This window comes from Nocardia sp. NPDC051832 (assembly GCF_040681285.1).
Lineage (GTDB): Bacteria > Actinomycetota > Actinomycetes > Mycobacteriales > Mycobacteriaceae > Nocardia.
In genome coordinates this window covers 1646970-1669160 of sequence record NZ_JBFAYL010000002.1, presented here as the reverse complement: position 1 = coordinate 1669160, position 22191 = coordinate 1646970, and the positions used below count along the sequence as shown (strand labels likewise).

At 69.5% G+C, this 22191-nt stretch carries 20 protein-coding genes and 1 pseudogene; 11 read left to right on the top strand and 10 right to left on the bottom strand.

Annotated features, from left to right (window positions below):
• Positions 1-23: 23 nt before the first annotated feature.
• The gene (locus tag AB0M14_RS17430) at positions 24-998 is read left to right on the top strand and encodes a WYL domain-containing protein (protein ID WP_364995476.1); all 975 of its coding nucleotides are present in this window, start codon (positions 24-26) and stop codon (positions 996-998) included.
• Positions 999-1144: 146 nt separating this feature from the next.
• On the opposite strand, the gene AB0M14_RS17425 is transcribed toward AB0M14_RS17430, so the two are convergent.
• Both AB0M14_RS17425 and cobN read right to left on the bottom strand, forming a co-directional pair.
• Entirely contained in the window at positions 1145-1624 is a 480-nt protein-coding gene (locus tag AB0M14_RS17425; protein WP_364995473.1) for a hypothetical protein, read from the bottom strand.
• Positions 1625-1985: 361 nt separating this feature from the next.
• Complete coding sequence (gene cobN / locus AB0M14_RS17420) at positions 1986-5651, bottom strand: cobaltochelatase subunit CobN (protein ID WP_364995470.1); 3666 nt, start codon at positions 5649-5651, stop codon at positions 1986-1988.
• A 221-nt stretch (positions 5652-5872) separates the two neighbouring features.
• Between cobN and AB0M14_RS17415 the strand changes: the two genes are divergently transcribed.
• Positions 5873-6256, top strand: a complete 384-nt coding sequence (locus tag AB0M14_RS17415; protein WP_364995467.1) for a RidA family protein — start codon at positions 5873-5875, stop codon at positions 6254-6256.
• Here AB0M14_RS17415 and AB0M14_RS17410 read toward each other — a convergent pair.
• From AB0M14_RS17410 to AB0M14_RS17400, 3 genes are read right to left on the bottom strand one after another with little or no spacing between them, the layout of a single operon-like run.
• On the bottom strand, positions 6253-7374 hold the full coding sequence (locus AB0M14_RS17410; RefSeq protein ID WP_364995862.1) for a class I SAM-dependent methyltransferase: 1122 nt from the start codon (positions 7372-7374) through the stop codon (positions 6253-6255). The genes AB0M14_RS17415 and AB0M14_RS17410 overlap by 4 nt on opposite strands.
• A gap of 36 nt (positions 7375-7410) precedes the next feature.
• The gene (locus AB0M14_RS17405; protein WP_364995465.1) at positions 7411-7851 is read right to left on the bottom strand and encodes a nuclear transport factor 2 family protein; all 441 of its coding nucleotides are present in this window, start codon (positions 7849-7851) and stop codon (positions 7411-7413) included.
• A 9-nt stretch (positions 7852-7860) separates the two neighbouring features.
• Positions 7861-8484 carry a TetR/AcrR family transcriptional regulator gene (locus tag AB0M14_RS17400; RefSeq protein ID WP_364995462.1) on the bottom strand — a complete coding sequence of 208 codons (624 nt, stop codon included), beginning with the start codon at positions 8482-8484 and terminating at the stop codon, positions 7861-7863.
• 95 nt (positions 8485-8579) lie between these two features.
• Here AB0M14_RS17400 and AB0M14_RS17395 point away from each other — a divergent pair, with 95 nt between their 5' ends.
• The 3 genes and pseudogenes from AB0M14_RS17395 to AB0M14_RS17385 form a co-directional block, all read left to right on the top strand.
• Positions 8580-10157, top strand: a complete 1578-nt coding sequence (locus AB0M14_RS17395; protein ID WP_364995460.1) for an MFS transporter — start codon at positions 8580-8582, stop codon at positions 10155-10157.
• A gap of 26 nt (positions 10158-10183) precedes the next feature.
• On the top strand, positions 10184-11356 hold the full coding sequence (gene cobG / locus AB0M14_RS17390; protein WP_364995457.1) for a precorrin-3B synthase: 1173 nt from the start codon (positions 10184-10186) through the stop codon (positions 11354-11356).
• A 147-nt stretch (positions 11357-11503) separates the two neighbouring features.
• Positions 11504-12676 (top strand): annotated as a pseudogene (locus tag AB0M14_RS17385) (transcription termination factor Rho, short form); the annotation flags it as partial.
• A 20-nt stretch (positions 12677-12696) separates the two neighbouring features.
• Here AB0M14_RS17385 and ddaH read toward each other — a convergent pair.
• On the bottom strand, positions 12697-13587 hold the full coding sequence (gene ddaH, locus AB0M14_RS17380) for a dimethylargininase (protein ID WP_364995454.1): 891 nt from the start codon (positions 13585-13587) through the stop codon (positions 12697-12699).
• Positions 13588-13725: 138 nt separating this feature from the next.
• On the opposite strand from ddaH, the gene AB0M14_RS17375 reads away from it, so the two are divergent.
• The 5 genes from AB0M14_RS17375 (at position 13726) to AB0M14_RS17355 (ending at position 18091) form a co-directional block, all read left to right on the top strand.
• Positions 13726-14163: an Lrp/AsnC family transcriptional regulator gene (locus AB0M14_RS17375; protein ID WP_364995451.1), complete on the top strand. Its 438-nt coding sequence runs from the start codon at positions 13726-13728 to the stop codon at positions 14161-14163.
• A gap of 32 nt (positions 14164-14195) precedes the next feature.
• The gene (locus tag AB0M14_RS17370; protein ID WP_364995448.1) at positions 14196-14831 is read left to right on the top strand and encodes a precorrin-8X methylmutase; all 636 of its coding nucleotides are present in this window, start codon (positions 14196-14198) and stop codon (positions 14829-14831) included.
• Positions 14828-16609 (top strand): precorrin-2 C(20)-methyltransferase, encoded by a 1782-nt coding sequence (locus tag AB0M14_RS17365; RefSeq protein WP_364995445.1) that lies wholly within the window; start codon positions 14828-14830, stop codon positions 16607-16609. Before AB0M14_RS17370 ends, AB0M14_RS17365 begins: the two co-directional genes overlap by 4 nt.
• A 52-nt stretch (positions 16610-16661) precedes the next feature.
• Positions 16662-17480 (top strand): MerR family transcriptional regulator, encoded by an 819-nt coding sequence (locus AB0M14_RS17360; RefSeq protein ID WP_364995443.1) that lies wholly within the window; start codon positions 16662-16664, stop codon positions 17478-17480.
• Between the two features lie 80 nt (positions 17481-17560).
• A complete protein-coding gene (locus AB0M14_RS17355) occupies positions 17561-18091 on the top strand; it encodes a PadR family transcriptional regulator (protein WP_364995440.1) in 531 nt (176 codons plus the stop codon).
• Position 18092: 1 nt separating this feature from the next.
• On the opposite strand, the gene AB0M14_RS17350 is transcribed toward AB0M14_RS17355, so the two are convergent.
• From AB0M14_RS17350 to AB0M14_RS17335, 4 genes are all read right to left on the bottom strand, one after another.
• Positions 18093-18842 (bottom strand): cobalt-precorrin-6A reductase, encoded by a 750-nt coding sequence (locus tag AB0M14_RS17350; protein ID WP_364995859.1) that lies wholly within the window; start codon positions 18840-18842, stop codon positions 18093-18095.
• Positions 18839-19438: a hypothetical protein gene (locus tag AB0M14_RS17345; RefSeq protein ID WP_364995438.1), complete on the bottom strand. Its 600-nt coding sequence runs from the start codon at positions 19436-19438 to the stop codon at positions 18839-18841. Before AB0M14_RS17345 ends, AB0M14_RS17350 begins: the two co-directional genes overlap by 4 nt.
• A gap of 100 nt (positions 19439-19538) precedes the next feature.
• Positions 19539-20783 (bottom strand): precorrin-6y C5,15-methyltransferase (decarboxylating) subunit CbiE, encoded by a 1245-nt coding sequence (gene cbiE / locus AB0M14_RS17340; protein WP_364995435.1) that lies wholly within the window; start codon positions 20781-20783, stop codon positions 19539-19541.
• A gap of 181 nt (positions 20784-20964) precedes the next feature.
• Positions 20965-21723 carry an SDR family NAD(P)-dependent oxidoreductase gene (locus tag AB0M14_RS17335; RefSeq protein ID WP_364995432.1) on the bottom strand — a complete coding sequence of 253 codons (759 nt, stop codon included), beginning with the start codon at positions 21721-21723 and terminating at the stop codon, positions 20965-20967.
• A gap of 49 nt (positions 21724-21772) precedes the next feature.
• Between AB0M14_RS17335 and AB0M14_RS17330 the strand changes: the two genes are divergently transcribed.
• Positions 21773-22186 carry a PPOX class F420-dependent oxidoreductase gene (locus AB0M14_RS17330; RefSeq protein WP_364995429.1) on the top strand — a complete coding sequence of 138 codons (414 nt, stop codon included), beginning with the start codon at positions 21773-21775 and terminating at the stop codon, positions 22184-22186.
• The last annotated feature ends 5 nt before the right edge of the window (positions 22187-22191 follow it).

Sequence of the window (22191 nt, the reverse complement as noted above, 5' to 3'; positions counted from 1 at the left end):
GCGATGGGTGCGAGAATCTCTGGATGCTGGAGACCTCTGCTCGGCTGCTGCGGCTGCTCGGACTGTTGCAGGTGCATCGGGATTGGACCGGGCCCACGCTGGCGGAGCGGCTGGGGGTGTCGACGCGGACGATCCGGACCGACATCGAGCGGTTGCGGACGCTGAGTTATCCGGTGGAGGCGACGCCGGGGGCCGCGGGCGGGTATCGGCTGGGGGCCGGGAGTTCGCTGCCGCCGCTGCTGCTGGACGACGAGGAGGCGGTCGCGGTGGCCGTCGGCTTGGCGACGGCGGCCAACGGTGCGGTGACCGGGATCGAGGAGACCTCGGTACGGGCGCTGGCGAAACTGGAGCAGGTGCTGCCGTCCCGGTTGCGGCATCGGGTGCGGGCGCTGACCGCGGCGACGGTGCACGTGCCGGGTGAGCCGCGAGCGACGGTGGACGCGGCGGTCCTGACAGCGATCGCGGCGACCATCCGGGCGAGTGAGCGACTGCGGTTCGACTACGAATCCCATTCGGGTTCAGGGGATTCCGGAGTGCGATCGCGCCGGGATGTGGAGCCGCATCGGCTCGCGCATTGGCGCGGGCGCTGGTATCTGGTGGCCTGGGACACGGCGCGCGCGGATTGGCGGACCTTCCGGGTCGATCGGATCACGCCGCGCACACCCAACGGCCCGCGGTTCACCGCTCGCGAGATTCCCGAAGCGGATGTGGCCGAACGGGTGCAGGGCGGGGTGGGGTCGGCGATGTGGCGGTATCGGGCACGGGTGCGGTTCGCGGCTCCCGCCGCCGAGATGCGGGCGCGTATGCCGGCGGCCGTGGCGGTAGAACCGGACGGTCCGGATCACTGTGTGGCGCAAGTGGGTTCGGATACGGCGCAGCAATTGACGTTGTATCTCGGGTTGCTGGACGTGGATTTCGAGGTGCTGGACTCGCCGGAGCTCGCCGCGCAACTGCGGGTGACGGCGGCGCGATTCCAGCGCGCGGCGGGCGCGCGATAATCGGCGGCGGTAATCGACTGAACCAATTGAAAAGCGAGTGTGCCTAATACGAATACAGAGATCCCCGGTCGAGCGGCCTTTTCCGAGAAAAGGCTCGGCCGCCCGGCCGGGGAAATCCGCTATGGATTCACCACCCTGGGCCTAGGTCATTGGTTGGCGCCGGCGATGCCACCGATGATGCCGCCGATGATGCAGCCCGGGATGAAGCCCGCGACGAAGAACAGCAGGCCGATGAGCGCACCGACAGCACAACCGATCAGCACGCCGGCGACGGTGGTCCCGGCGTCACCGATGTTCTGCAATGCGGCTTGCGGAGCCGGAGCGTTGACCGGCGTCAACGTCAATTGGCTTGCGGCGGCGTCGACTTCAGGGATCACCTGAAGCGGACCGGCCGCGGTCTGCAACGTGGTCGGCACCGATGCCAGGACCGCGCCGTCCGGCGCGATCACGGTGATGCCCTCGGGCCTGAGCTCGAACTTGCCCGAGGCCAGGGTGAGCGTGGCCGCCGAGTGGTCCGGCGCGACCGCTGCCACGTACTCGACACCGCGATCGAAGCCACTGAACGTCTGCGCAGCGGGTGCGCCGTTCGCGGTGGCAGCCGTGATGCCGGTGGCAGCGACGGTCAATACAGTTGCCGCTAGAAATTTCCTGAACTTCATAAGATCTTCCAATCATCCAGCCGAATCGATTGTTGTTCCCCGAGATACGGACATGGGACTCAATAATCATGCGCCTTCACGGCAATGAATGTGACGGAATGAAGACCCCAGAAGTAGGGTATTGATTTCGCGCCGAGAGTAATTCAGAATTCCGGGCCGCGGCCCGGATCGAGAGTCGTTCCGGCCCAAGAAAACCGACGTGTCGTTTTGTTGCGATTTCTTCGCCACCGAAGTCACGGACTGGACACAGGGTAGCGCCTATTACAACGAAATCGCAGCGATTCCACCGGGACCCGGGCGCGAGCGGAAACTCGCGCCCGGCCCACCGCTATTCGAGCTCGCCCTCGGTCTCCAGGTATACCTGACGCAGCCGGTCCAGCGTCTCCTGCTCCGGCGCCGCCCACATGCCGCGCTCGGCCGCCTCCAGCAAGCGCTCGGTGATCCCGTGCAGCGCCCACGGATTCGACTGCTCCATGAACTTGCGGTTCACGTCGTCGAAAACGTAGCTCTCGCTCAGCTTCTCGTACATCCAGTCCGCGACCACATCGGTGGTGGCGTCGTAGCCGAACAGGTAGTCGACGGTCGCGGCCATCTCGAACGCGCCCTTGTACCCGTGCCGGCGCATCGCCTCCAGCCAGCGCGGGTTCACCACGCGGGCCCGGAACACCCGGGAGGTCTCCTCGGACAGCGTGCGGGTGCGCACCGCGTCGGGACGGGTGCTGTCGCCGATGTAGGCCTCCGGGTTCTTACCCGTCAGCGCGCGCACGGTGGCGACCATGCCGCCGTGGTACTGGAAGTAGTCGTCGGAGTCGGCGATGTCGTGCTCGCGGGTGTCGGTGTTCTTGGCGGCCACCGTGATCCGCTTGTACGCGGTGCGCATGTCCGCGGCGGCGGGCGCGCCGTCGAGGTCGCGGCCGTAGGCGAAACCACCCCAGGCGGTGTAGACCTGCGCGAGATCGTCGTCGGTCCGCCAGCTCTTGGAATCGATGAGCTGCAACAGGCCCGCGCCGTAGGTGCCGGGCTTGGAACCGAAGATGCGGGTGGTGGCGCGCCGCGCGTCGCCGTGCTCGGCCAGATCCGCCTGGGCGTGCGCGCGGACGTAATTCGACTCGGCGGGCTCGTCCAGCTCGGCGACCAGGCGCACGGCGTCGTCGAGCAGCGCGAGCACGTGCGGGAAGGCGTCCCGGAAGAAGCCGCTGATGCGCACGGTGACGTCGATGCGCGGGCGGTTCAGCTCCGCGAGGGAGATCACCTCGAGGTTGGTGACCCGGCGGCTCGCCTCGTCCCACACCGGCCGCACGCCGAGCAGCGCCAGCACCTCGGCGATATCGTCGCCGGAGGTGCGCATCGCGGAGGTGCCCCAGACCGAAAGACCCACCGAGCGCGGGTATTCGCCGTGATCGGCGAGATAGCGCTGCACCAGCGAGTCGGCCATCGCCTGTCCGGTCTCCCACGCCAGGCGCGAGGGCACGGCCTTCGGGTCGACCGAGTAGAAGTTGCGACCGGTCGGCAGCACGTTGATCAGGCCACGCAGCGGCGAACCGCTGGGACCCGCCGGAATGAAGCCGCCGTTGAGCGCGTGCAGGACCCGGTCGACCTCGACGCCGGTCTGGCGCAGGCGCGGCACCACCTCGGTGGCAGCGAAACGCAGGACCGTGGCGACCGCCGCCAGACGCGCCGAATCCGCGGCGCCGCCAGACGCGCGCGCCGCGTCGCCGCCCTCGTCCGCCGCCCGGTGACCATCGAGGATCGCGGTTTCGAAGTCGGCGACGAGCTGGTCGACGGCCCCGGCGGACCAGCCCTCGGCCTGCAGCGCGCCGAGCAACTCCCGCGCCCGCGCCTCGACGACGTCGACCCGGCCGCGCGCCTCGTCGCCGGACTCGCTGAGCCCCAGCGCTTCTCGCAGACCGGGCACGTTCTGCTCACCACCCCACAGCTGGCGGGCGCGCAGCATGGCCAGCACCAGATCCAGTTCGGTCTCGCCCGCCGGGGCCTGGCCCAGGATGTGCAGGCCGTCGCGGATCTGCACGTCCTTGATCTCGCACAGCCAGCCGTCGACGTGCAGCAGCATGTCGTCGAAGACGTCCTCTTCGGGGCGGTCGGTCAGCCCGAGATCGTGGTCCATCTTGGCCGCCCGCATCAGCGTCCAGATCTGCTGGCGGATGGCGGGCAGTTTGGCCGGGTCCAAGGTGGAGATGTTGGAGTGCTCGTCGAGCAACTGCTCCAAACGGGAGATGTCGCCATAGCTTTCGGCGCGCGCCATCGGCGGGATCAGGTGATCGACCAGGGTGGCGTGCGCGCGACGCTTGGCCTGGGTGCCCTCGCCGGGATCGTTGACCAGGAACGGGTAGATCAGCGGCAGATCGCCGAGGGCGGCATCGGTGCCGCAGGACGCGGACATGCCGAGGGTCTTGCCGGGCAGCCACTCCAGGTTCCCGTGCTTGCCCAGGTGCACCATCGCGTCGGCGCCGAAACCGTCCGCCCCCCTGAGCCATCGGTAAGCCGCCAGGTAGTGGTGGCTGGGCGGCAGATCCGGGTCGTGGTAGATGGCGACGGGGTTCTCGCCGAAACCACGGGGCGGCTGCACCATCAGCACCACATTGCCGAAACGCAGTGCGGCGATGACGATCTCGCCCTTCGGGTCCTGCGACCGGTCGACGTACATCTCGCCGGGCGGCGGCCCCCACGCTTCGACGACGGCTTCGCGCAGATCCTCGGGCAGGGACTCGAACCAGCTGGTGTAGACGGCCGCGCCGATGCGAATCGGGTTGCCCTCCAGCTGTTCGGCGGTCAGCCAGTCCGGATCCTGCCCGCCCGCGGCGATGAGCGCGTGGATCAGCGCGTCGCCGTCCTGCTCCTCCAGGCCGGGGATTTCCCCGGGCGCGCCGAGATCGTAACCGGCGGAACGCATTGCGGTGAGCATGCGAATGGCGCTGGCCGGAGTGTCCAGGCCCACGGCATTGCCGATGCGGGCGTGCTTGGTCGGGTAGGCCGACAGCATGAGCGCGACCCGCTTGTCCGAATTCGGGATATGCCGCAGCCGGGCGTAGCGCACCGCGATACCCGCCACCCGGCCCGCGCGCTCGGCGTCGGGCACATAGGTGGACAGCCCGTCCGCGTCGAATTCCTTGAACGAGAACGGCACCGTGATGATGCGGCCGTCGAACTCCGGGACCGCGACCTGCGTCGCGACGTCCAGCGGAGACAGGCCGTCATCATTGGCTTCCCACTGCGCCCGGCCACTGGTCAGGCACAGACCTTGCAGGATCGGCACATCCAGCTCGGCGAGCGCGGCCACATCCCAGGCCTCGTCGTCGCCGCCGGCCGAGGCGGTCGCGGGTTTGGTGCCGCCCGCCGCGAGGACGGTGACCACCAGGGCGTCGGCGGTGCGGAGCGTGTCGAGCAGCTCCGGTTCGGCGGTGCGCAGCGAGGCGCAGTACAGCGGAAGGGCTTTCGCGCCCGCGTTCTCGATCGCGCCGCACAGGGCGTCGATGTAGCCGGTGTTCCCGGCCAGATGCTGGGCGCGGTAGTAGACGACGGCCACGGTGGGACCGTCCACCTCGGCGGCCGTGCGCTCCAGCGCGCCCCAGCTGGGCAGGTGCACCGGCGGCTCGAAGCCGTGGCCGGTGAGCAGCACCGTGTCGGACAGGAAGTTGTGCAGCTGACGCAGATTCTCCGCGCCGCCCGCCGCCAGATAGTTGTGCGCGTCCGCGGCGACGCCGCCGGGCACCGTCGAGCATTCCATCAGTTCCGCGTCCGGCGCGATCTCGCCGCCCAGCGCCACCATCGGAATCCCGCTGGCGCGCACCGCCTCCAACCCGTCTTCCCAGGCGCGCTTGCCGCCGAGGATGCGCACGATCACCAGATCGGCGCCGTCGAGCAGGGCCGGCAGGTCGTCGACCAGCAGCCGGGCCGGGTTGCCCCAGCGGTACTCCGCGCCGCTGGCGCGGGCACTGAGCAGGTCGGTGTCGGACGTGGACAGCAGCAGAATCACAGAGACGGCCTTCCTCGGGTTACGCGCCCATGGGTGGGTTTGTGCTCGCCGGAGAGGGTCTGGCTGTTTCAGTGGCGCGACCGCACCGGGATTGCACCGGTTTCCTCGTCGCCCGCCGAGCATGACGATGCTACCCAGCATGGTCGCGCGCTCCGCTGCCGGATGCACGGGTCTGCCGACTTCGCCTCGAGATCAGCCCCGGCCGCCTAGGCTCACCCGTCGTGGAACTGATTGCGCACGACTCGGATTCGGTGCCCGCGCCGATCGGCGGCTACACCAACGGCTTGGAGGTGGCCGATGCCACCCGCCTGCTGTTCGTCAGCGGCCAGATCCCGGAGGACCGGACCGGCGCCGTTCCCACCGACCCCGCCGAACAATGCCGGCTCATCTGGGCCAACATCGTGGCGACGCTGTCGCAGGCGGGCATGGCCACGACCAATATCGTCAAAGTGACCAGCTTTCTGAGTGATCGCGCGCTCGCCGACGTGAACACCAAGATCCGCCAGGACGTGCTCGGCGATCACCAGCCCGCGCTGACGGTGGTGCTGGCCCAGATCTTCGACCCGGCGTGGTTGCTGGAGATCGAAGTGATCGCCGCCGCCTAGGCGGCGAGCCGCCACAGCGAGGTGACCTCCTGGCTCCTGGCCCGATGTAAGGGGTCGGTGGCATCGCTGGCGCGCGGATGGCGCGGAGCGGTGTCGTGTCGGTCGACGACGCGCAGGCCCGCGTCGGCGATCCGAGCGAGCAACTCCGCCCGCGTCCGCAAGCCGAGGTGCTCGGCCAGGTCGGAGAGCACGAGCCAGCCCTCCCCGCCCGGCGTGAGATGGGCGGCGAGGCCGTCCAGGAAGCGATGGAGCATGTCGGATCCGGCGTCGTAGACGCCGAGTTCGAGAGCCGAGGTCGGCTGCGCGGGAATCCACGGCGGATTGCACACGACCACGTCCGCGCGCCCGCTCGGCCACACGTCGGCCTGGACGACCTCGACCTGGGACGTCAGCCCGAGCCTGTCCATGTTCGACTGGGCGCACGCCACCGCACGGCGGTTGATGTCGGTGGCCACGACCTGACCGCCGCGCCGCGCGAGCACCGCGGCGAGCACGCCCGTCCCGGTGCCCAGATCGAACACGACCGGCTGATCGACGCCGTCCGGCCACGCGGCCTCGGCGACGAGCTCGACGTATTCGCCGCGGATCGGCGAGAACACGCCGTAATCAGGATGAATGCGGCCCGCCAGCGCGGCGACCTCGACTCCCTTCTGATGCCATTGGTAGGCGCTCAGCACGCCCAGCAATTCGGACAACGACACGCACATCGGCCCGTCGGGCACGCCGTAAGCGTGCGCACAGGCCGCCCGCACGTCCGGGGCGCGGCGCAGCTCCAGCGAGTGGTCCGGTGCCAGCCGGACGATCAGCTTCCCGAGCACCTCGGCCCGCTCGGCGCGTTCCGCCCGCTGGTTGTAGAACAGCGTGGCCAGGTCGCCACCGGCCGGCGGATTGCGACGCCGACGTGCGAATAGCCGCTCCATCGCGCGCAGGAGCTGACGAGCGTTGTGAAAATCGCCCTGCCACAACAGCCCGGTCCCCGCCTGCGCCAGGCGATACGCGAATTTCGCCGTCGTCCGATCGTCGACCACGACGACCTCGGCGGGCGCCACCGCGGCGTTCTCCGAATGCCAGCGCGCGGACGCCGTCGACCCGTGCTCGGTCCAGCGAATAGTTGACATGAGGTCGTCAATGATCGCACGCACGCGCTGCGGCCCCTAGGTCAGATCAGCGTTGCCGTCGATCACCTTCAGCAGGTAGTGGAACTTGCTGACGCGCCAGCCCGCCTGCGTCCGCTGTGCCCCGAGGCTGTAGCTGCCGACGAAGGTGCGCGTGGCGCCGTTGGCCGCCGAGTTCCGCACGTGCACGGCGATCGCGTCGGCGTGCGCGGTGGCGGTGTCGCCGTCCAGCTCGATCAAGTAGTTGCCGGCCTGATGATGCACCGCGTCCAGCCCGCCGAGGCCCTCGCGCCAGTCCGCCACGATGTCGGCGGCGGGGCGCTCCCCTGCCCCGCCCCCGAATCCGCCGTCGAAGTCCACCTTCTCGGTGAACACCACACCCACCAGATCGTCCCAGCGCTTCTGATCGCAGTAGACGAACATGCGGGTGAACGCTTCGATAATCGCGAAACGGTCTGCGAGACCAGGAGATTCAAGCATGAACCGACTCTACCGACCGGGCGGTTCCGGGCGCTGGCCGGTGCGGGCGAAGAGGAAGTCGTCGACGATGCGGGCGCAGTCGGCGGGGGTGACCTGGCCGATGCCGATGAGTTTGGTGAACACCAGGGGGCCGACCAGTTGGGCGAGGGCGGAGCCGAGGTCGAGATCGCCCAGGAGGTCCCGGGCCTCGGGGGTGTCGAACACCTGATTGAAAGGGACGCTGTATTGGTCGATGAGGCGCTGGCGCAGGGCGGTGAGGGCGGGGGCGTCCGCGGAATCGGCGCGGTCGGTGCCGGTGGCCAGCCAGGCCAGCGTCGTCACCTGTAGTGGCGCGTCGCGAATCACGGCGAACTGGCGTTCCAGCAAGGCGATCAGGCGTTCCCGCAGCGGGCCGGGCGCGGGTGTTTCGATGGCCGGTGGCAGCAAGCGCTCGATGGCCGCGGCGCGCAACTGCACCGCGTTGTCGAAGTGCCGGTACAGGGTGGTCTTGGCGACCTTGGACAGCTTGGTCACGGCCTCGACCGTGATCGCTTCCAGCCCACCGGACTTCAGCAGGGCGGTGGCGGCGTCGAGCAGCCGGGTGCGGGAACGTAGTCGTCGCGGGTCGACGCCGGTGTCCTCTGTCGCGCTCATATCCGGAAAGCATTCCTCTCGTCGAGGTCTATCGCCACCCACGATACTTGTGCTACCACTAGTAGCGTAACGATACGGATAGTAGCGGAGTTCTGATGACAAGCACCCGAACCAGCGAACCCGGACTCTCGGCGGCGCAGCGCTGGCTGCTCGTACTGTCCTGTCTCGCAGTCACACTGGTCATCGCCTCGATGGCGGCGCTCTACACCGCCCTGCCCGAGATCGCCGCGGCGACCGGGGCCAGTCAGCGTCAGCTCACCTGGATCGTGGACGGCTACACCCTCACCCTGGCCTGTCTGGTGCTGCCCGCCGGCGCGCTCGGCGATCGCTTCGGCCGGCGCAAGGTGCTGATCGGCGGCCTGATCGCGTTCTCGCTCGCCTCGGCCGTGCCGTTGCTGCTCGACGACCCGGTCTGGCTGATCGCGGCGCGGGCGGCGGCCGGTGTGGGAGCCGCACTCGTCATGCCGTCGACGCTGTCGCTGCTGACGGCGGGCTTCCCGGAGGAACGCCGCGGCGCGGCGGTCGGGCTGTGGGCCGGAATCGCCGGTGCGGGAGCGGTGCTCGGCATCGTCGGGTCCGGTCTGCTGCTGGCCCAATGGTCTTGGGTGTCGATCTTCCTCGCGATGACGGTGGCCGGGCTCGCGCTCACCGTGGGCGCGTTCACGGTGCCCGAATCCGTCGATCAGGACCGGCCCGCGCTCGACCCGCTCGGCGCGCTCACCGCCGCGCTCGCGGTGGGCCTGGTGGTGATCGCGGCGATCGAGGCCCCCGAACGCGGCTGGCTCGACCCGCTGGTGCTCGGGCTCTTCGGCGGCGGGCTGGTCGCGGGCGGACTGTTCACGCTCATCGAATTGCGGGTCCGCAACCCGATGCTGGACGTGCGCCTGTTCGCCGACCGCGGGTTCGGCAGCGGGACCGCCTCGATCACCATCCAGTTCCTGATCTCCTTCGGCACCTTCATGATCCTGGTGCAGTTCCTGCAACTGATCCTCGGCTACGCGCCGCTGACCTCGGCGCTGGCGATCGCGCCGATGGTGGTGCCGATGGTCGCCGTGTCCGCGGTGGCGCCGTGGCTGGCCGACCGGATCGGGCTGCGCTGGACGACGCTGGCCGGGCTGGTCATCCTGGGCGGGGCGATGCTGGTGATGTCCCGGCTCGGCACCGACTCCAGTTACCTGCAAGCCCTGGGGCCGCTGATGATCATGAGCACCGGGCTCGGACTGTGCACCGCCCCGGCGACCACCGCGATCATCGCCGGAACGCCCGAGGAGAAGCACGGCGTCGCGGCGGCGGTCAACGACGCGGCACGGGAGGTCGGCGCCGCGATCGGCATCGCCATCATGGGCAGCCTGCTCGCCGCCGGGTACAGCGCGAAGATCGCGCCCGCGCTGCCGCAGCTGCCCGAGGCCGCCCGCGAACCCGTGGGCGATTCGCTCGCCGCGGCCCTGCAGGTCGCCGAACGCGCTGGGCCGCAAGCACAACCGCTCGCCGACTTCGCCAAGGACGCGTTCATGCACGGCGTGCAACAGGCGGCACTGGTGGTGGGCTGCCTGACGCTGGCAGCGGCGGTGCTGGTCGCTCTCTGGGCGCCGGGGCGGCGTAAAGAACCGGTCGCCGAGCCGGTCGCGGCGGAACCCGAGCCGGTCGCGGCGGCGACGCCGGGCTCGAGCTGAGCATCGGGAACTCGTAGGCTCGAGGTGTGACGCGCGAGGTGCCCGATTCCTGTCCCGGTGTGCTGCGGCTGCATCAGGCGGCCGACGGCCCGCTGGCGCGCATCCGGGTACCCGGTGGCCGGGTCGAGGCCGCGCAGTGGCAAGCACTCGCCGCGGCCGCCGCCGACCTCGGCGACGGCACGCTCGAGCTGACTTCGCGCGGAAACCTTCAGGTGCGGCAGGTGCGGGACGCCGCCGAGCTGTCCCGGCGGCTGGAAGCGGCGGGCTTGCTGCCCAGCCACAGTCATGATCGCGTCCGCAATATCGTGGCCTCGCCGCTGGCGGGCCGGGTCGGCGGCTGGACGGACATCCATCCGCTGGTGCCCGCCCTCGACGCCGGATTGCGCGCGGAACAGCGCCTGGCCGAGCTGCCCGGACGAGTGCTGTTCACCCTGGACGACGGGCGCGGCGACATCAGCGGCCTCGGCGGCGATATCGGCGTGCACGCCGTCGCCGCGGACGACTTCGCCCTGGTCCTGGCCGGACGCGACAGCGGAATCCGGGTATCGGTCGCCGACGCGGTGGACGTCATGCTGGCCGCCGCGCACGGATTTCTCGAGCTGAGTTCCGGGCAGTGGCGGTTGCACGAGGTCGACGGCGGCGTGCGCGGGGTGATCGAACACCTCGGCTTGTCCGCCACCGCGGAACCGCTGGAATTCGGTGCCGCCCATGACATTCCGATCGGCTGGCTGGACCAGGACAACGGCCAAGTCAGCTTGGGCGCGGGAGTGCGCCTCGGGTCGCTGCCCGCCCGGCTCGCCGAATTCCTCGCCGCCATCGAACGCCCGATCTTCGTGACGCCCTGGCGCAGTCTGGTCATCGCCGATCTCGAAGAGGGCGTCGCCGAACAGGTGGTGCGGGTACTGGCCCCGCTGGGCCTGATCTTCGACGCGAACTCGCCGTGGCTGCTGGTCAGCGCCTGCGCGGGCCGGCCCGGCTGCGCGAAATCCCGCACCGACGTGCGTGCCGACGTGGCCGACGCCGTCGAATCCGGCCGGGTGCTGCCCGCTGGGCGGACGAGTCCTGGCGAGAACCTGGCTTCTGAGGACGTCATCGCCGCGGGACGCCAGCACTGGTCCGGCTGCGACCGGCATTGCGGTCGTCCGCGCGGCGCGGTTACCGACATCACCGCCATGCCCGGCGGCTACCGCGTCGACTGATCTGCTACAGTAGGGACATCTCCATCTTGTGGACGTAGGTGTCGGCTCCCTCCCACAAACCCTTCCCATCGCCACGACGGTCCCGCATATCGCGAACCAGGCTCCAGCCCCGGCGCGAGCAGCGCACGTCATTCCCATCAGGCGGAATTCCCGGCGACCCGCCGCACCCAGAAACTCACCCTCAGGGGAAACATCATGCAAGACAACACTATTCAGAAGATGCCGATCACCGGCATCCTCGACCTCAGAGACAACCACGCGACGCTGCGGGTCCAGGGCTACCTGCCCGGCCCGGACGACGTCCACGTCCCGCCCCGGCTGGTCCGCGAATACGGACTCCGCCGCGGCGACATCCTCACCGGCAGAACCGGATCCAAACGCGAGGGCGCGAAACTCGCGCCCCTGCTCGGCGTCGACGGCATCAACGGCCTGCCGCCCGGCAACGCCAAGTCCCGGCCGCACTTCACCGACCTGACCCCGATCTACCCGCAGGACCGGCTCCGCTTGGAGACCGAACCGCACGAACTCACCACCCGCGCCACCGATCTGGTGATGCCGATCGGCAAAGGCCAGCGCGCCATGATCGTCGCGCCGCCCAAAGCAGGCAAAACCTCAGTGCTGCAATCGATCGCGCACGGCATCGCGAAGAACCACCCGGAATGCGAGCTGATGCTGGTCCTGGTCGGCGAACGCCCCGAAGAGGTCACCGACCTCGCCCGCACGGTCCCGGCGCAAGTCGCCGCCGCCACCTTCGACCAGCCCGCCCACGAACACATCGCCCTGGCCGAGCTGGCCATCGAGCACGCCAAGCGCCGGGTCGAAATGGGCCATGACGTCGTCGTGCTACTGGACTCCCTGACCCGCCTGGCCCGCGCCTACAACCTGGCCGCCGCCGGTTCCGGCCGCATCCTCTCCGGTGGCGTCGACGCGAGCGCCCTGGCCCCGCCGAAGAAGTTCCTCGGCGCCGCCCGCAATATCGAGAACGGCGGCTCGCTCACCATCATCGCCAGCGCCCTGGTCGAAACCGGCTCGGTCGCCGACACCGTGATCTTCGAGGAATACAAGGGCACCGGCAACGCCGAACTGAAGCTCGACCGCCAGATCGCCGGCCGTCGCGTGTTCCCCGCGATCGATATCGACCGCTCCAGCACCCGCAAGGAAGAGCTGCTGCTCACCCCCGAGGAACGCACCGCCACCCGCGCCCTGCGCAACACCCTCGCGGGCCGCGAGCCGCAGCAGGCGATCGAACTCCTGCTGACCGGCCTCCGGCAAACCCAGACCAACGCCGAGTTCCTGACCCAGATCCGCAGCGCGGGCTGAGCCGGCCTGTCGGTGGCGGCCTAGTCGTGCAGCTCCAAGGTGCAGCATTTGACGCCGCCACCGGCCCGCAGGAGTTCTGAGAGGTCCAGACCGACGGGTTGGTAGCCGTTGGCGCGCAACGCTTCCTGGAGGTGGTGCGCGCGGTCGCTGAGGAAGACGTGGTAGCCGTCGGAGACGCCGTTCAGTCCGAGGACGACCGCGTCGGCGTCGGTGGCGACGATCGCTTCGGGGTAGAGCGCGCTGAGGATGGCTCGGCTGTCGGGGCTGAACGCCGCCGGGAAGTAGGCGATGTTGTCCTCGTCGAGGGCCATCAGCGCGGTGTCCAGGTGGTAGAAGCGCGGGTCGACCAGTTCCAGGGAGACCACCGGGCGGCCGAAGTAGTGCTCCACCTCGCGATGTGCGGGCACCGAGCTGCGGAAACCGGTGGCGGCGAGAATGCGCTGACCGACGCGGATGAAATCGCCTTCCCCCTCATTGGTTTCCTGCGCCGCGACGACCTCCGTGAAACCGCGCTGGGCGAACCACTGGTGGTAGGCGGGGCCTTCGGCGGCGCGCTCGGGGTGGGTGAAGCGCGCCGACATGACGCGGCCGCCGTAGGCCAGGCCGCTGTTGGCGGCGAAGACCATGTCCGGCAGGCCGGGTTCGCCGGGCACCAGATCGACCTGGTGGCCGTGCTGTTCGTACACCGCGCGCAGCGTCTCCCACTGCGCGATCGCCAGCGCGCGATCGACGGGTTCGGCCGGATTCATCCAGGGATTGATCGCGTAGAAGACGGCGAAATGATCCGGGCGGCACATGACGAAACGGCGGGGGGACGGCCGTCGCGCCGGGGTCGAGTCGGAGTTGGCCAGGGGGATGGCAGCCGGCGGAGCCGGCGGGGTGGGTGAGTTCGGTGTGGCTACAGAAGTCATCGTGGCTCCCGGAGTCGGCGCGGAGTATGCAGGCTGTCACGAAGGTAAATGACCTACCATTGCGCCAGGAACATCAATCCGTTGCGTAGTTGATCGTGAAAACAGCGATTCGTTGCGCCGGACTCGAAAGGGTGTGACGTGGACGACCTCGACCGCCGGATCCTGGGACATCTGCTGAAATCGGCGCGCGCCTCTTTCCAGGAGATCGGTTCGGCGATCGGATTGTCCGCTCCGGCCGTGAAACGCCGGGTCGATCGGATGGTCGCCAGCGGGCAGATCACCGGCTTCACCGCCCTGGTCAACCCGGCCGCGCTGGGCTGGACCACCGAGGCCTACGTCGAGGTCTACTACCGCGACAACATCTCCCCGGCCGAGCTGCGCCGCAGTCTGGAACCGATCCCGCAGGTCGTCGGCGTGTGGACGATCGCGGGCGAAGCCGACGCCCTGGTCCACGTGATGGCCAAGGACATGGCCGAGATCGAATCCACCGTGGAACACATCCGCGAGAACACCCGGGTCGGCCGCACCCGCAGTTCCATCGTCATGTCCCGCATCCTGGAGCGCCCCCGCACCTGAGCCGGATCCGCGCTCGACTTAGGGTGGTGCGCATGTCCGACGTGCGTGCCAGCTACCTCACCGACGGGGCCGAGATCTATCGGCGCTCGTTCGCGACCATTCGCGCCGAGGCCGAGCTGAGCCGTTTTCCGGCGGACGTGTCGCAAGTGGTGGTGCGCATGATCCACGGCTGCGGGCAAGTCGATCTGGCCGAAGACATCGCGTTCTCCCCCGGCGTGGTCGCGGCCGCGCGGTCGGCGTTGCGCGCCGGCGCGCCGATTCTGTGCGACGCGCACATGGTCGCCTCCGGCGTCACCCGTAAGCGGCTGCCCGCGGACAACGAGGTGATCTGCACCTTGCGCGATCCGCGCGTTCCGGAACTCGCTGCCGCGCTGGGCAATACCCGTTCGGCCGCCGCGCTGGAACTGTGGCGCGATCGCCTCGAAGGCGCGGTCGTGGCGATCGGCAACGCGCCGACCGCCCTGTTCCATCTGCTCGACCTGCTCGACGCGGGCGCGCCCCGCCCCGCCGCCATCCTCGGCATTCCGGTCGGCTTCATCGGCGCGGCCGAATCCAAGGACGCGCTCGCCGCGTACGGCGGCGTCGAATACCTGACCGTGCGCGGCCGGCGGGGCGGCAGCGCCATCACCGCCTCTGCCCTGAATGCGATTGCGAGCGAACAGGAATGAGCGACAGCACAGTGACCGCCGACAACCAGGGCGCGGTCCCGGCCGAGCAGACCGCGACCGACACAGGGCGGCCCGGTAGTGCGCCTTCCGCCGGAACAACGCCGGGCAAGCTCTGGGGTGTCGGCCTGGGGCCTGGTGACCCCGAGCTGGTTACGGTCAAGGCCGCCAAGGTCATCGAGTCGGCCGATGTCATCGCGTTCCACAGCGCCCGGCACGGGCGCAGCATCTCGCGCGGCATCGCCGCGCCGTATATGCGCGCGGATCAGCTCGAGGAGCACCTGGTCTACCCGGTGACCACCGAGACCACCGACCATCCGGGCGGATACCAGGGCGCTATCGACGAGTTCTATGAGGAAGCCGCCGAACGCCTCGCCGCGCACCTGACGGCGGGCCGGAGCGTCGCGCTGCTCGCCGCCGGCGACCCCTTGTTCTACAGCTCCTACATGCACATGCACCGCCGTCTGGCCGACCGGTTCGAAGCCGAGATCATTCCGGGCATCACCTCGGTCAGCGCGGCGTCGGCGGCACTGGGCACCCCGCTGGTCGAGGGCGAACAGGTCCTGACCATCCTGCCCGGCACCATGCCCACCGAGGAACTCACGCGCCGGCTGCGCGACACCGACGCGGCCGCGATCATGAAACTGGGCCGCACCTATCCCGGTGTGCGCCAGGCACTCTCGGACTCCGGACGCCTGGACGACGCCTACTACATCGAACGCGCCAGCTCCACCCGGCAGCGCGTCCTCGACGCCGCCGAGGTCGACGACGCGGACGTGCCGTACTTTTCCATCACCCTGGTCCCCGGCCCCACGCCGACCGCACCGCTCCCGCACACCAGGAGCGCCGCGGCACACCGGCTCGAACAGCTGGCCGGCGTGCCGGCCGAGTCGCCTACCCCGGTCGAATCCCCAACTCGCTCCGGCACCGCGAACGTACCGGTCGACGGGTCGGATATCGTCACGCTGCCGGCGTCATCCAGCGTGAATTCGGTTGCCCAGCAAGGCGGCTCGCCCTCGTCGCCGACCGGCGGCGGTGTCGGCGAGGTGGTCGTGATCGGACTGGGCCCCGGATCTCCGGACTGGACCACCCCCGAGGTGCGTCAAACCCTGGCCGAAGCCACCGATCTCGTCGGCTACACCACCTACATCAACCGGGTCCCCGAACGGCCGGGCCAGCGCCGGCACGCCAGCGACAACAAGGTCGAATCCGAACGTGCCGCCATGGCACTGGATCTGGCGAAGAACGGCGCGAAAGTCGCGGTGGTCTCCTCCGGCGACCCCGGCGTCTTCGCCATGGCCGCAGCGGTATTGGAAGAATCCGCCGACCCGCAGTGGCGCGATGTCCCGGTGCGGGTCCTGCCCGGCCTCACCGCCGCCAACGCGGTCGCCAGCCGGGTCGGCGCACCCCTCGGCCACGACTACGCGATGATCTCGCTCTCCGATCGCCTGAAGCCGTGGGAGGTGGTGGCGCAACGACTTTCGGCGGTCGCCGCCGCCGACATGGCCATCGCCGTCTACAACCCCGCCTCCTCCGAGCGCACCTGGCAGGTCGGCGCGATGCGCGATCTCTTGCTCGAGCATCGCAAGCCGGACACTCCCGTGGTGCTCGGCCGCGACGTCGGCGGCCCCACCGAATCGGTCCGGGTGATCGCCCTGTCCGACCTGGAGCAGTCCGACGTCGACATGCGCACCCTGCTGATCATCGGCGCTTCGACCACCTCGGTGTTCGAGTCGCCGGACGGACCTCGCGTCTTCACCTCACGCCGCTACGACACCTAGCGAACCCCTCGCTTGACCCTGACACGGTGTCAGCTCCTACACAGAAGCGGTCATGTTCAGTATCGGAGACTTCGCCCACCTCGGTCGCGTGTCGGTGCGGATGCTGCGTCATTACGACGCGGTCGATCTGCTCCGGCCCGCGTACGTCGACCCGGCCTCGGGCTACCGCTTCTACGAGGTCGCCCAGCTGTCCCGGCTCAACCGGCTGGTCGCCCTCAAGGATCTAGGCCTGACCCTCGATCAGGTCAAGGTAGTGCTCGACGAGCAGATCTCGCTGGAGCAGTTGCAGGGGATGCTCTCGTTGCGGCGCGCGGAACTGCGGCAGCAGATCGCGGCCGACGAGGCCAGGTTGCGCCGAGTGGAGGCACGTCTGCGAGCAATCGAAAGAGAAGGCGTCATGCATACCGACGACATCGTGCTCAAGAAGATCGCCCCGGTCCGCGTCGCGCGGCTCACCGCGAAGGCCGCGTCCTACGCGCCGGAGGATATCGGTCCGGTGATCCAGCCCCTGTACCCCGAGATCTGTGCGCGCCTCGAACGCGCGGGCCTCGCGATCACCGGACCCGGAATCGCCGCCTACGAACCGGCCGAGGGTGACAGTGTGCTGGTCCACGCGGGCATGCCGGTGAACGACCCGCCCGACTCCGCGCTGGACTTCGAGATCGTCGACCTGCCCGCGATCGAGCAGGCCGCGACCGCGATCCACCGCGGCGCCATGGACCTCGTCGAGGAGACCTACCAGGCCGTCGGGCGGTGGATCGCGGACAACGGCTACCGGCAGCACGGCTTCGCCCGCGAGGTCTACTTGCACTGCCCCGACGACGTCGCGGACTGGGTGACCGAGATCCAGGTGGAGATCAGCAAGCCGTAACCGGCGTGCCGCCGGCCGCTCCCGGCACCGATCAGCTAATATTCCACTTAGGAATATGGCGAGGTGAAGGGAGCGGATCGGTGAGCGAGACCACGACCCGGCGCAAATCGCTGAACTCCACAGCGGCGTCGCTGCTCGGATTCTTGCACGAGGGCCCGATGTCCGGATGGGACCTGACCACCTTGGCGCAGGAACGGATCGGCGACTTCTGGACCATCACCCAGAGCCAGGTCTACCGCGAGCTCGCCGCGATGGATACGGCCGGACTGGTGGAGAAAGGCCCCGTCGGCGCGCGCGACCGGACGCCGTATCAGATCACCCAGCCGGGCCGGGAAGCCTTCCACGAGTGGATCTCCCGCGATCCCGGAGCCGAGACCATCCGGGTGCCACTGCTGCTGACGCTGGCCTTCGGCAACCATCTCGAGCCGGGACATCGCGATCGAATCATCGCCGCCAACCGGGAGATCCACCAGAAACGGCTGGACGGATACCTCGCCCAGGAACCCACCGAGATGCCCGCGCACCTGCGCGCCACCCTCGCCTTCGGCATCAACTACGAACGAGGCGTCCTGGAGTGGTTCGAACGGCTCCCCGGACTCCTCGCCGACTGAGCTATCCGGACGCGGACGGTGTGCGCCGCAACCAAGTCCAGGCATCGCCCGCCGAGTTCACCACGGTGCCGCCCGGTGGCAGCGCGGGCCGGTCCACGACCACGACCGGCCGCCCGGCGGCGCGCGCGGCGGCGAGTTTGGCGTCGGTAAGCGCGCCGCCGCTGTCCTTGGTGACCAGCACGTCGATGCGATGCTCAGCGAGCAGCCCGGACTCCTCGGACTCGGTGAAAGGCCCACGCGCGAGCAGCAATTGATGCCGGGTGGGCACCGCGCCCTCGGGCGGATCGATCGCCCGGATCAGGAACCAGTGCCGGTGCAGGCCCGCGAAGGCAGCGACCCCCTGGCGGCCGATGGTCAGGAAGACGCGCTCGCCCAGACCGGCGAGCGCGTCGGCGGCTCCAGCCAGATCGGGGACGCGAATCCACTGGTCGCCGGGCGATTCGACCCACCCCGGCCGGCGCACGTGCAGCAGCGGCAGACCGAGCTCCGTGGCGGCGGTGGCGGCGTGCGAACTCATGGCAGCCGCGAAGGGATGGGTAGCGTCGACCACGGCATCGATCTCGTTGGCCGCCAACCACTCTCGCAACCCGTCCGCCCCGCCGAAGCCGCCGATGCGCACCGCGCCCGCGGGCAGCTGCGGGTCGCGAACGCGTCCGGCGAGCGAGGAGACGATGTCGAATCCGCGCTCGCCGGAAGCGAGTTGGGCCAATTCCCGGGCTTCCCGGGTGCCGCCCAGAATCAGGATTTTCAGGGTTGCCCACTGAAGTAGGCGATGCCCGCGTTGATCAGGCTCGGGCCACCGGCGATGAGCAGGCCGATGAGCGCGCCCGGGAAGATGCCGATGCCGAAGAACAGGAAGCCGATGATGCCGCCGATGACCGCGCCGAGCGAGGCGCGCTGCAACTCGGCGAAGAACCACTCTTGCGAGCCGATGGCCTCGGCCTGCAGCTTCGCCGCGTCGGGGCTGAGCTTCACGTCCTTCAGCTCGGGGGTGAGGGTGAGCTTCTGGCCGGCCTCGTCGATGGTCGCCGCGATCGGGATCAGCTGCTCGCCGACCTGGGCGGCCAGCGGAATCTGGGTGACGACCGCGCCCTCGGTGTTCTTCACCGTGACGTACTTCTTGTCGGCGTCCAGGCTGAAGGCACCGCCGGTGAGGGCGGCCACGATCGACTTGTCGGCCAGCTGTACCGCGTAGTTCACGCCCTGGTCCTCGCCCTGCACCGCGGGCGCGGCCTGGTTCTGCACGGCGGGAGCCGGCACCGCGGGCGCCGCGCCGGCCGTGCCCGCGGCGATGCCGGTGGCAGCGGCGGCGATGATCGCGGTGGCGGCAAATTTCTTGTATCTCATACAACTCCACATCAGGAATACGGACCCGAAGATCAAGGTCGGATCTCGGGGACCGACCCTACCGGGGCCGCGCGCGGGAATCACCTGCAGAATGGGGATTTCACAGCGAGGCAGCCTTGACAACCGACCACTGGGTGACCGGCAGTTGCGGCCGCCAGGTGGTGAATCCACCGAGCGGTTCGGCCCGGTAGATCTGAAACTTCCGCAGATCACCGCCGTGCGCGGCGGCCCAATTCAGCAGCAGCGCTTCGGATTCCGCCGTCACCGCGTTGACGACCAGCCGACCGCCCTGGCGTAGATGGGACCAGCATGTCTCGAGTACGCCATCCTGGGTCAGCCCGCCACCGACGAAAATAGCGTCCGGAGGCGTCAACTCGGTCGAGTTCTCCAGCTCGGCCCGCACCTCGCCACGCACATCGAGGTGCGGGACGCCCAGTGCGGCGGCATTGCCGGCGATCTGCCGCCGCCTGGGTTCGAGGCGCTCGAAGGTCACCGCCCGGCAGTCCGGATGCGTCCGGCACCATTCGATCGCGATGGTCCCCGACCCGCCGCCCACATCCCACAGCAACTCCCCCGGCGCGGGCGCCAGCGCGGACAAGGTCAGCGCCCGCACCTCGCGCTTGGTGAGCTGGCCGTCGCCGTCATAACTCTCGTCCGGCAGCCCGGGGATACGGGTGACTCGAGGATGCGCGGGATCGGCCACGCACTCGATCGCGACGATGTTCAGCGGGTCACCCGGCTCGTGCTGCCACTCCTGCGCGTCGCCGGAACAGCGCCGTTCCCCCGGCCCGCCCAGTTGCTCCAAGACCGTCATCCGGGACGCTCCGAACCCGTTGCGCACCAGCAGTTCCGCCAGCCGCGCCGGACTGTTCTCGTCCGCGCTCAACACCAGCACCCGCCGGCCGCCGCTCAACTCCGGCAGCACCGTCGGCAGCGGCCGCCCCACCACACTCACCACCGGCACCTCCGCCAGCGCCCACCCCAGCCGCGCACACGCCAGCGACACCGACGACGGCTGCGGCAACACCCGTAGCGCGTCCGCCCCGAACAAGCGCGCCAGCGTCACCCCGATCCCGTAGAACATCGGATCCCCGCTGGCCAGCACCGCGAGCTTGCGTCCGGCATGCTGTCCGAACAGCTCCGGCAACGCGGGCACCAGCGGCGACGGCCACGAAACCCGCTCCCCCGCAACCTCTTCCGGCACCAGCTCCAACTGCCGCACCGACCCGAAGAGCACTTCCGCCCCGCGCACCGCCTCCTGCGCAACGCGACTCAGGCCGTCCCAGCCGTCGGCCCCGATCCCCACCACCGCAATCGGCGTACCGGACCACCTCGGCTCCGTCACCGCGGCTGCCTCTGCGCATACTGGCGCGGCCCACGTCCGGCGGCTGCCAACCACGTCGAGTTCCCTTGCCCAGCAGTAACTGCCCTAGTCCGCACGACAGCGACCGAGAGCTGTCGGCCAGCCGCCGCGCCCAAGCGCACATCAAGTGGCCGAGCCGAGCCTGCGAGCATCGAGGGCAGGCTCATCGCGGCATCCGCCGCCAGATCGACCGCGGCACGAAGCGGGTCGCTACGAACACCAGGTTCATGATGCGCGGCACGGCGACGCGGGCCGCGCGCTTGCGCAACCCGTCGACGACCGCGTCGGCGACTTGGTCCGGAGTGCTGGAAAAGGGTGCGGGATCCATTCCTTCGGTCATCCGTCCGATGACGAACCCGGGGCGGACCAGCATCAGGTGCACACCGCTGCCGTGCAACGCGTCGGCGAGCCCGCTGGCGAACCCGTACAAACCGGCTTTCGCCGAACCGTAGACATAGTTGGCGCGGCGCACCCGCACTCCGGCGATCGAGCCGAACACCACGATCTGCCCGTCGCCTTGGGCCCGCAGCAGATTCGCGAGCGTCGTCAGCACGCTGACCTGCGCGACGTAATCGGTGTGCACGACCGCCACCGCGTGTGCCGGATCCTGTTCGGCCCGAGCCTGATCGCCGAGGATCCCGAACGCGAGCACCGCGACGCCGATCCGCCCGTACTCGGCCGCGATCTTCTCCAGCAGCGCCGCATGGCTCGCGGTGTCGTCGGCGTCGAACTCCACCGCGTGCACCGCGGTGGCCCCGGCGGCCTCGACCGCGGCGATCTCCGCGCTCAGCTCGCCGCTGCGCCGCGCCGCGAGAATCACCACCTGCCCCGGCGCGAGCCGCCGCGCTATTTCCAGCCCGATCTCACTTCGTCCACCGAGCACCAGCACCGGCCCGTCGGCAACCCCACCGCGCAATCCCATGCGCCCAGTCTGTCATTGCCCCGGCCCGCGCTGACGCTACGGTCGTGCCATGCCGATCACCGCCGCCGACCTGTCCCCCGCCGCACTCGACTTCCTCACCGAGCGCCACCTCGCCACCGTCACCACCCTGCGCGCCAACGGCACCCCGCACGTGGTCGCGGTCGGCTTCACCTGGGACACCGAATCCGGCCTGGCCCGCATCATCACCGACACCAAGACCACCAAAGCCCGCAACGTCCGCAACTCCGGGTACGCGGCGGTCAGCCAGGTCGACGGCGCCCGCTACCTCACCCTGGAGGGCCCCGCCACCGTCCTCGAAGACCCGGACAGCGTCCACGAAGCCGAAGCCCGCTACACCGCCCGCTACAAAACCCCCCGCGAGAACCCCACCCGCGTCGTCATCGCCATCCAGGTCACCCGCGTCCTGTGCAGCCGCAGCATGCGCGCCGACCGGCCACGGTAGGGCCG

Coding starts and splice junctions, on each gene's coding strand:
- ddaH (WP_364995454.1), bottom strand. CDS start 13,587: ATGACTTCTGTAGCCACACCGAACTCACCCACCCCGCCGGCTCCGCCG.
- AB0M14_RS17395 (WP_364995460.1), top strand. CDS start 8,580: ATGACAAGCACCCGAACCAGCGAACCCGGACTCTCGGCGGCGCAGCGC.
- AB0M14_RS17370 (WP_364995448.1), top strand. CDS start 14,196: ATGTCCGACGTGCGTGCCAGCTACCTCACCGACGGGGCCGAGATCTAT.
- AB0M14_RS17405 (WP_364995465.1), bottom strand. CDS start 7,851: ATGCTTGAATCTCCTGGTCTCGCAGACCGTTTCGCGATTATCGAAGCG.
- AB0M14_RS17335 (WP_364995432.1), bottom strand. CDS start 21,723: ATGGGATTGCGCGGTGGGGTTGCCGACGGGCCGGTGCTGGTGCTCGGT.
- AB0M14_RS17330 (WP_364995429.1), top strand. CDS start 21,773: ATGCCGATCACCGCCGCCGACCTGTCCCCCGCCGCACTCGACTTCCTC.
- AB0M14_RS17430 (WP_364995476.1), top strand. CDS start 24: ATGCTGGAGACCTCTGCTCGGCTGCTGCGGCTGCTCGGACTGTTGCAG.
- AB0M14_RS17410 (WP_364995862.1), bottom strand. CDS start 7,374: ATGTCAACTATTCGCTGGACCGAGCACGGGTCGACGGCGTCCGCGCGC.
- AB0M14_RS17360 (WP_364995443.1), top strand. CDS start 16,662: ATGTTCAGTATCGGAGACTTCGCCCACCTCGGTCGCGTGTCGGTGCGG.
- AB0M14_RS17365 (WP_364995445.1), top strand. CDS start 14,828: ATGAGCGACAGCACAGTGACCGCCGACAACCAGGGCGCGGTCCCGGCC.
- AB0M14_RS17345 (WP_364995438.1), bottom strand. CDS start 19,438: ATGAGATACAAGAAATTTGCCGCCACCGCGATCATCGCCGCCGCTGCC.
- AB0M14_RS17400 (WP_364995462.1), bottom strand. CDS start 8,484: ATGAGCGCGACAGAGGACACCGGCGTCGACCCGCGACGACTACGTTCC.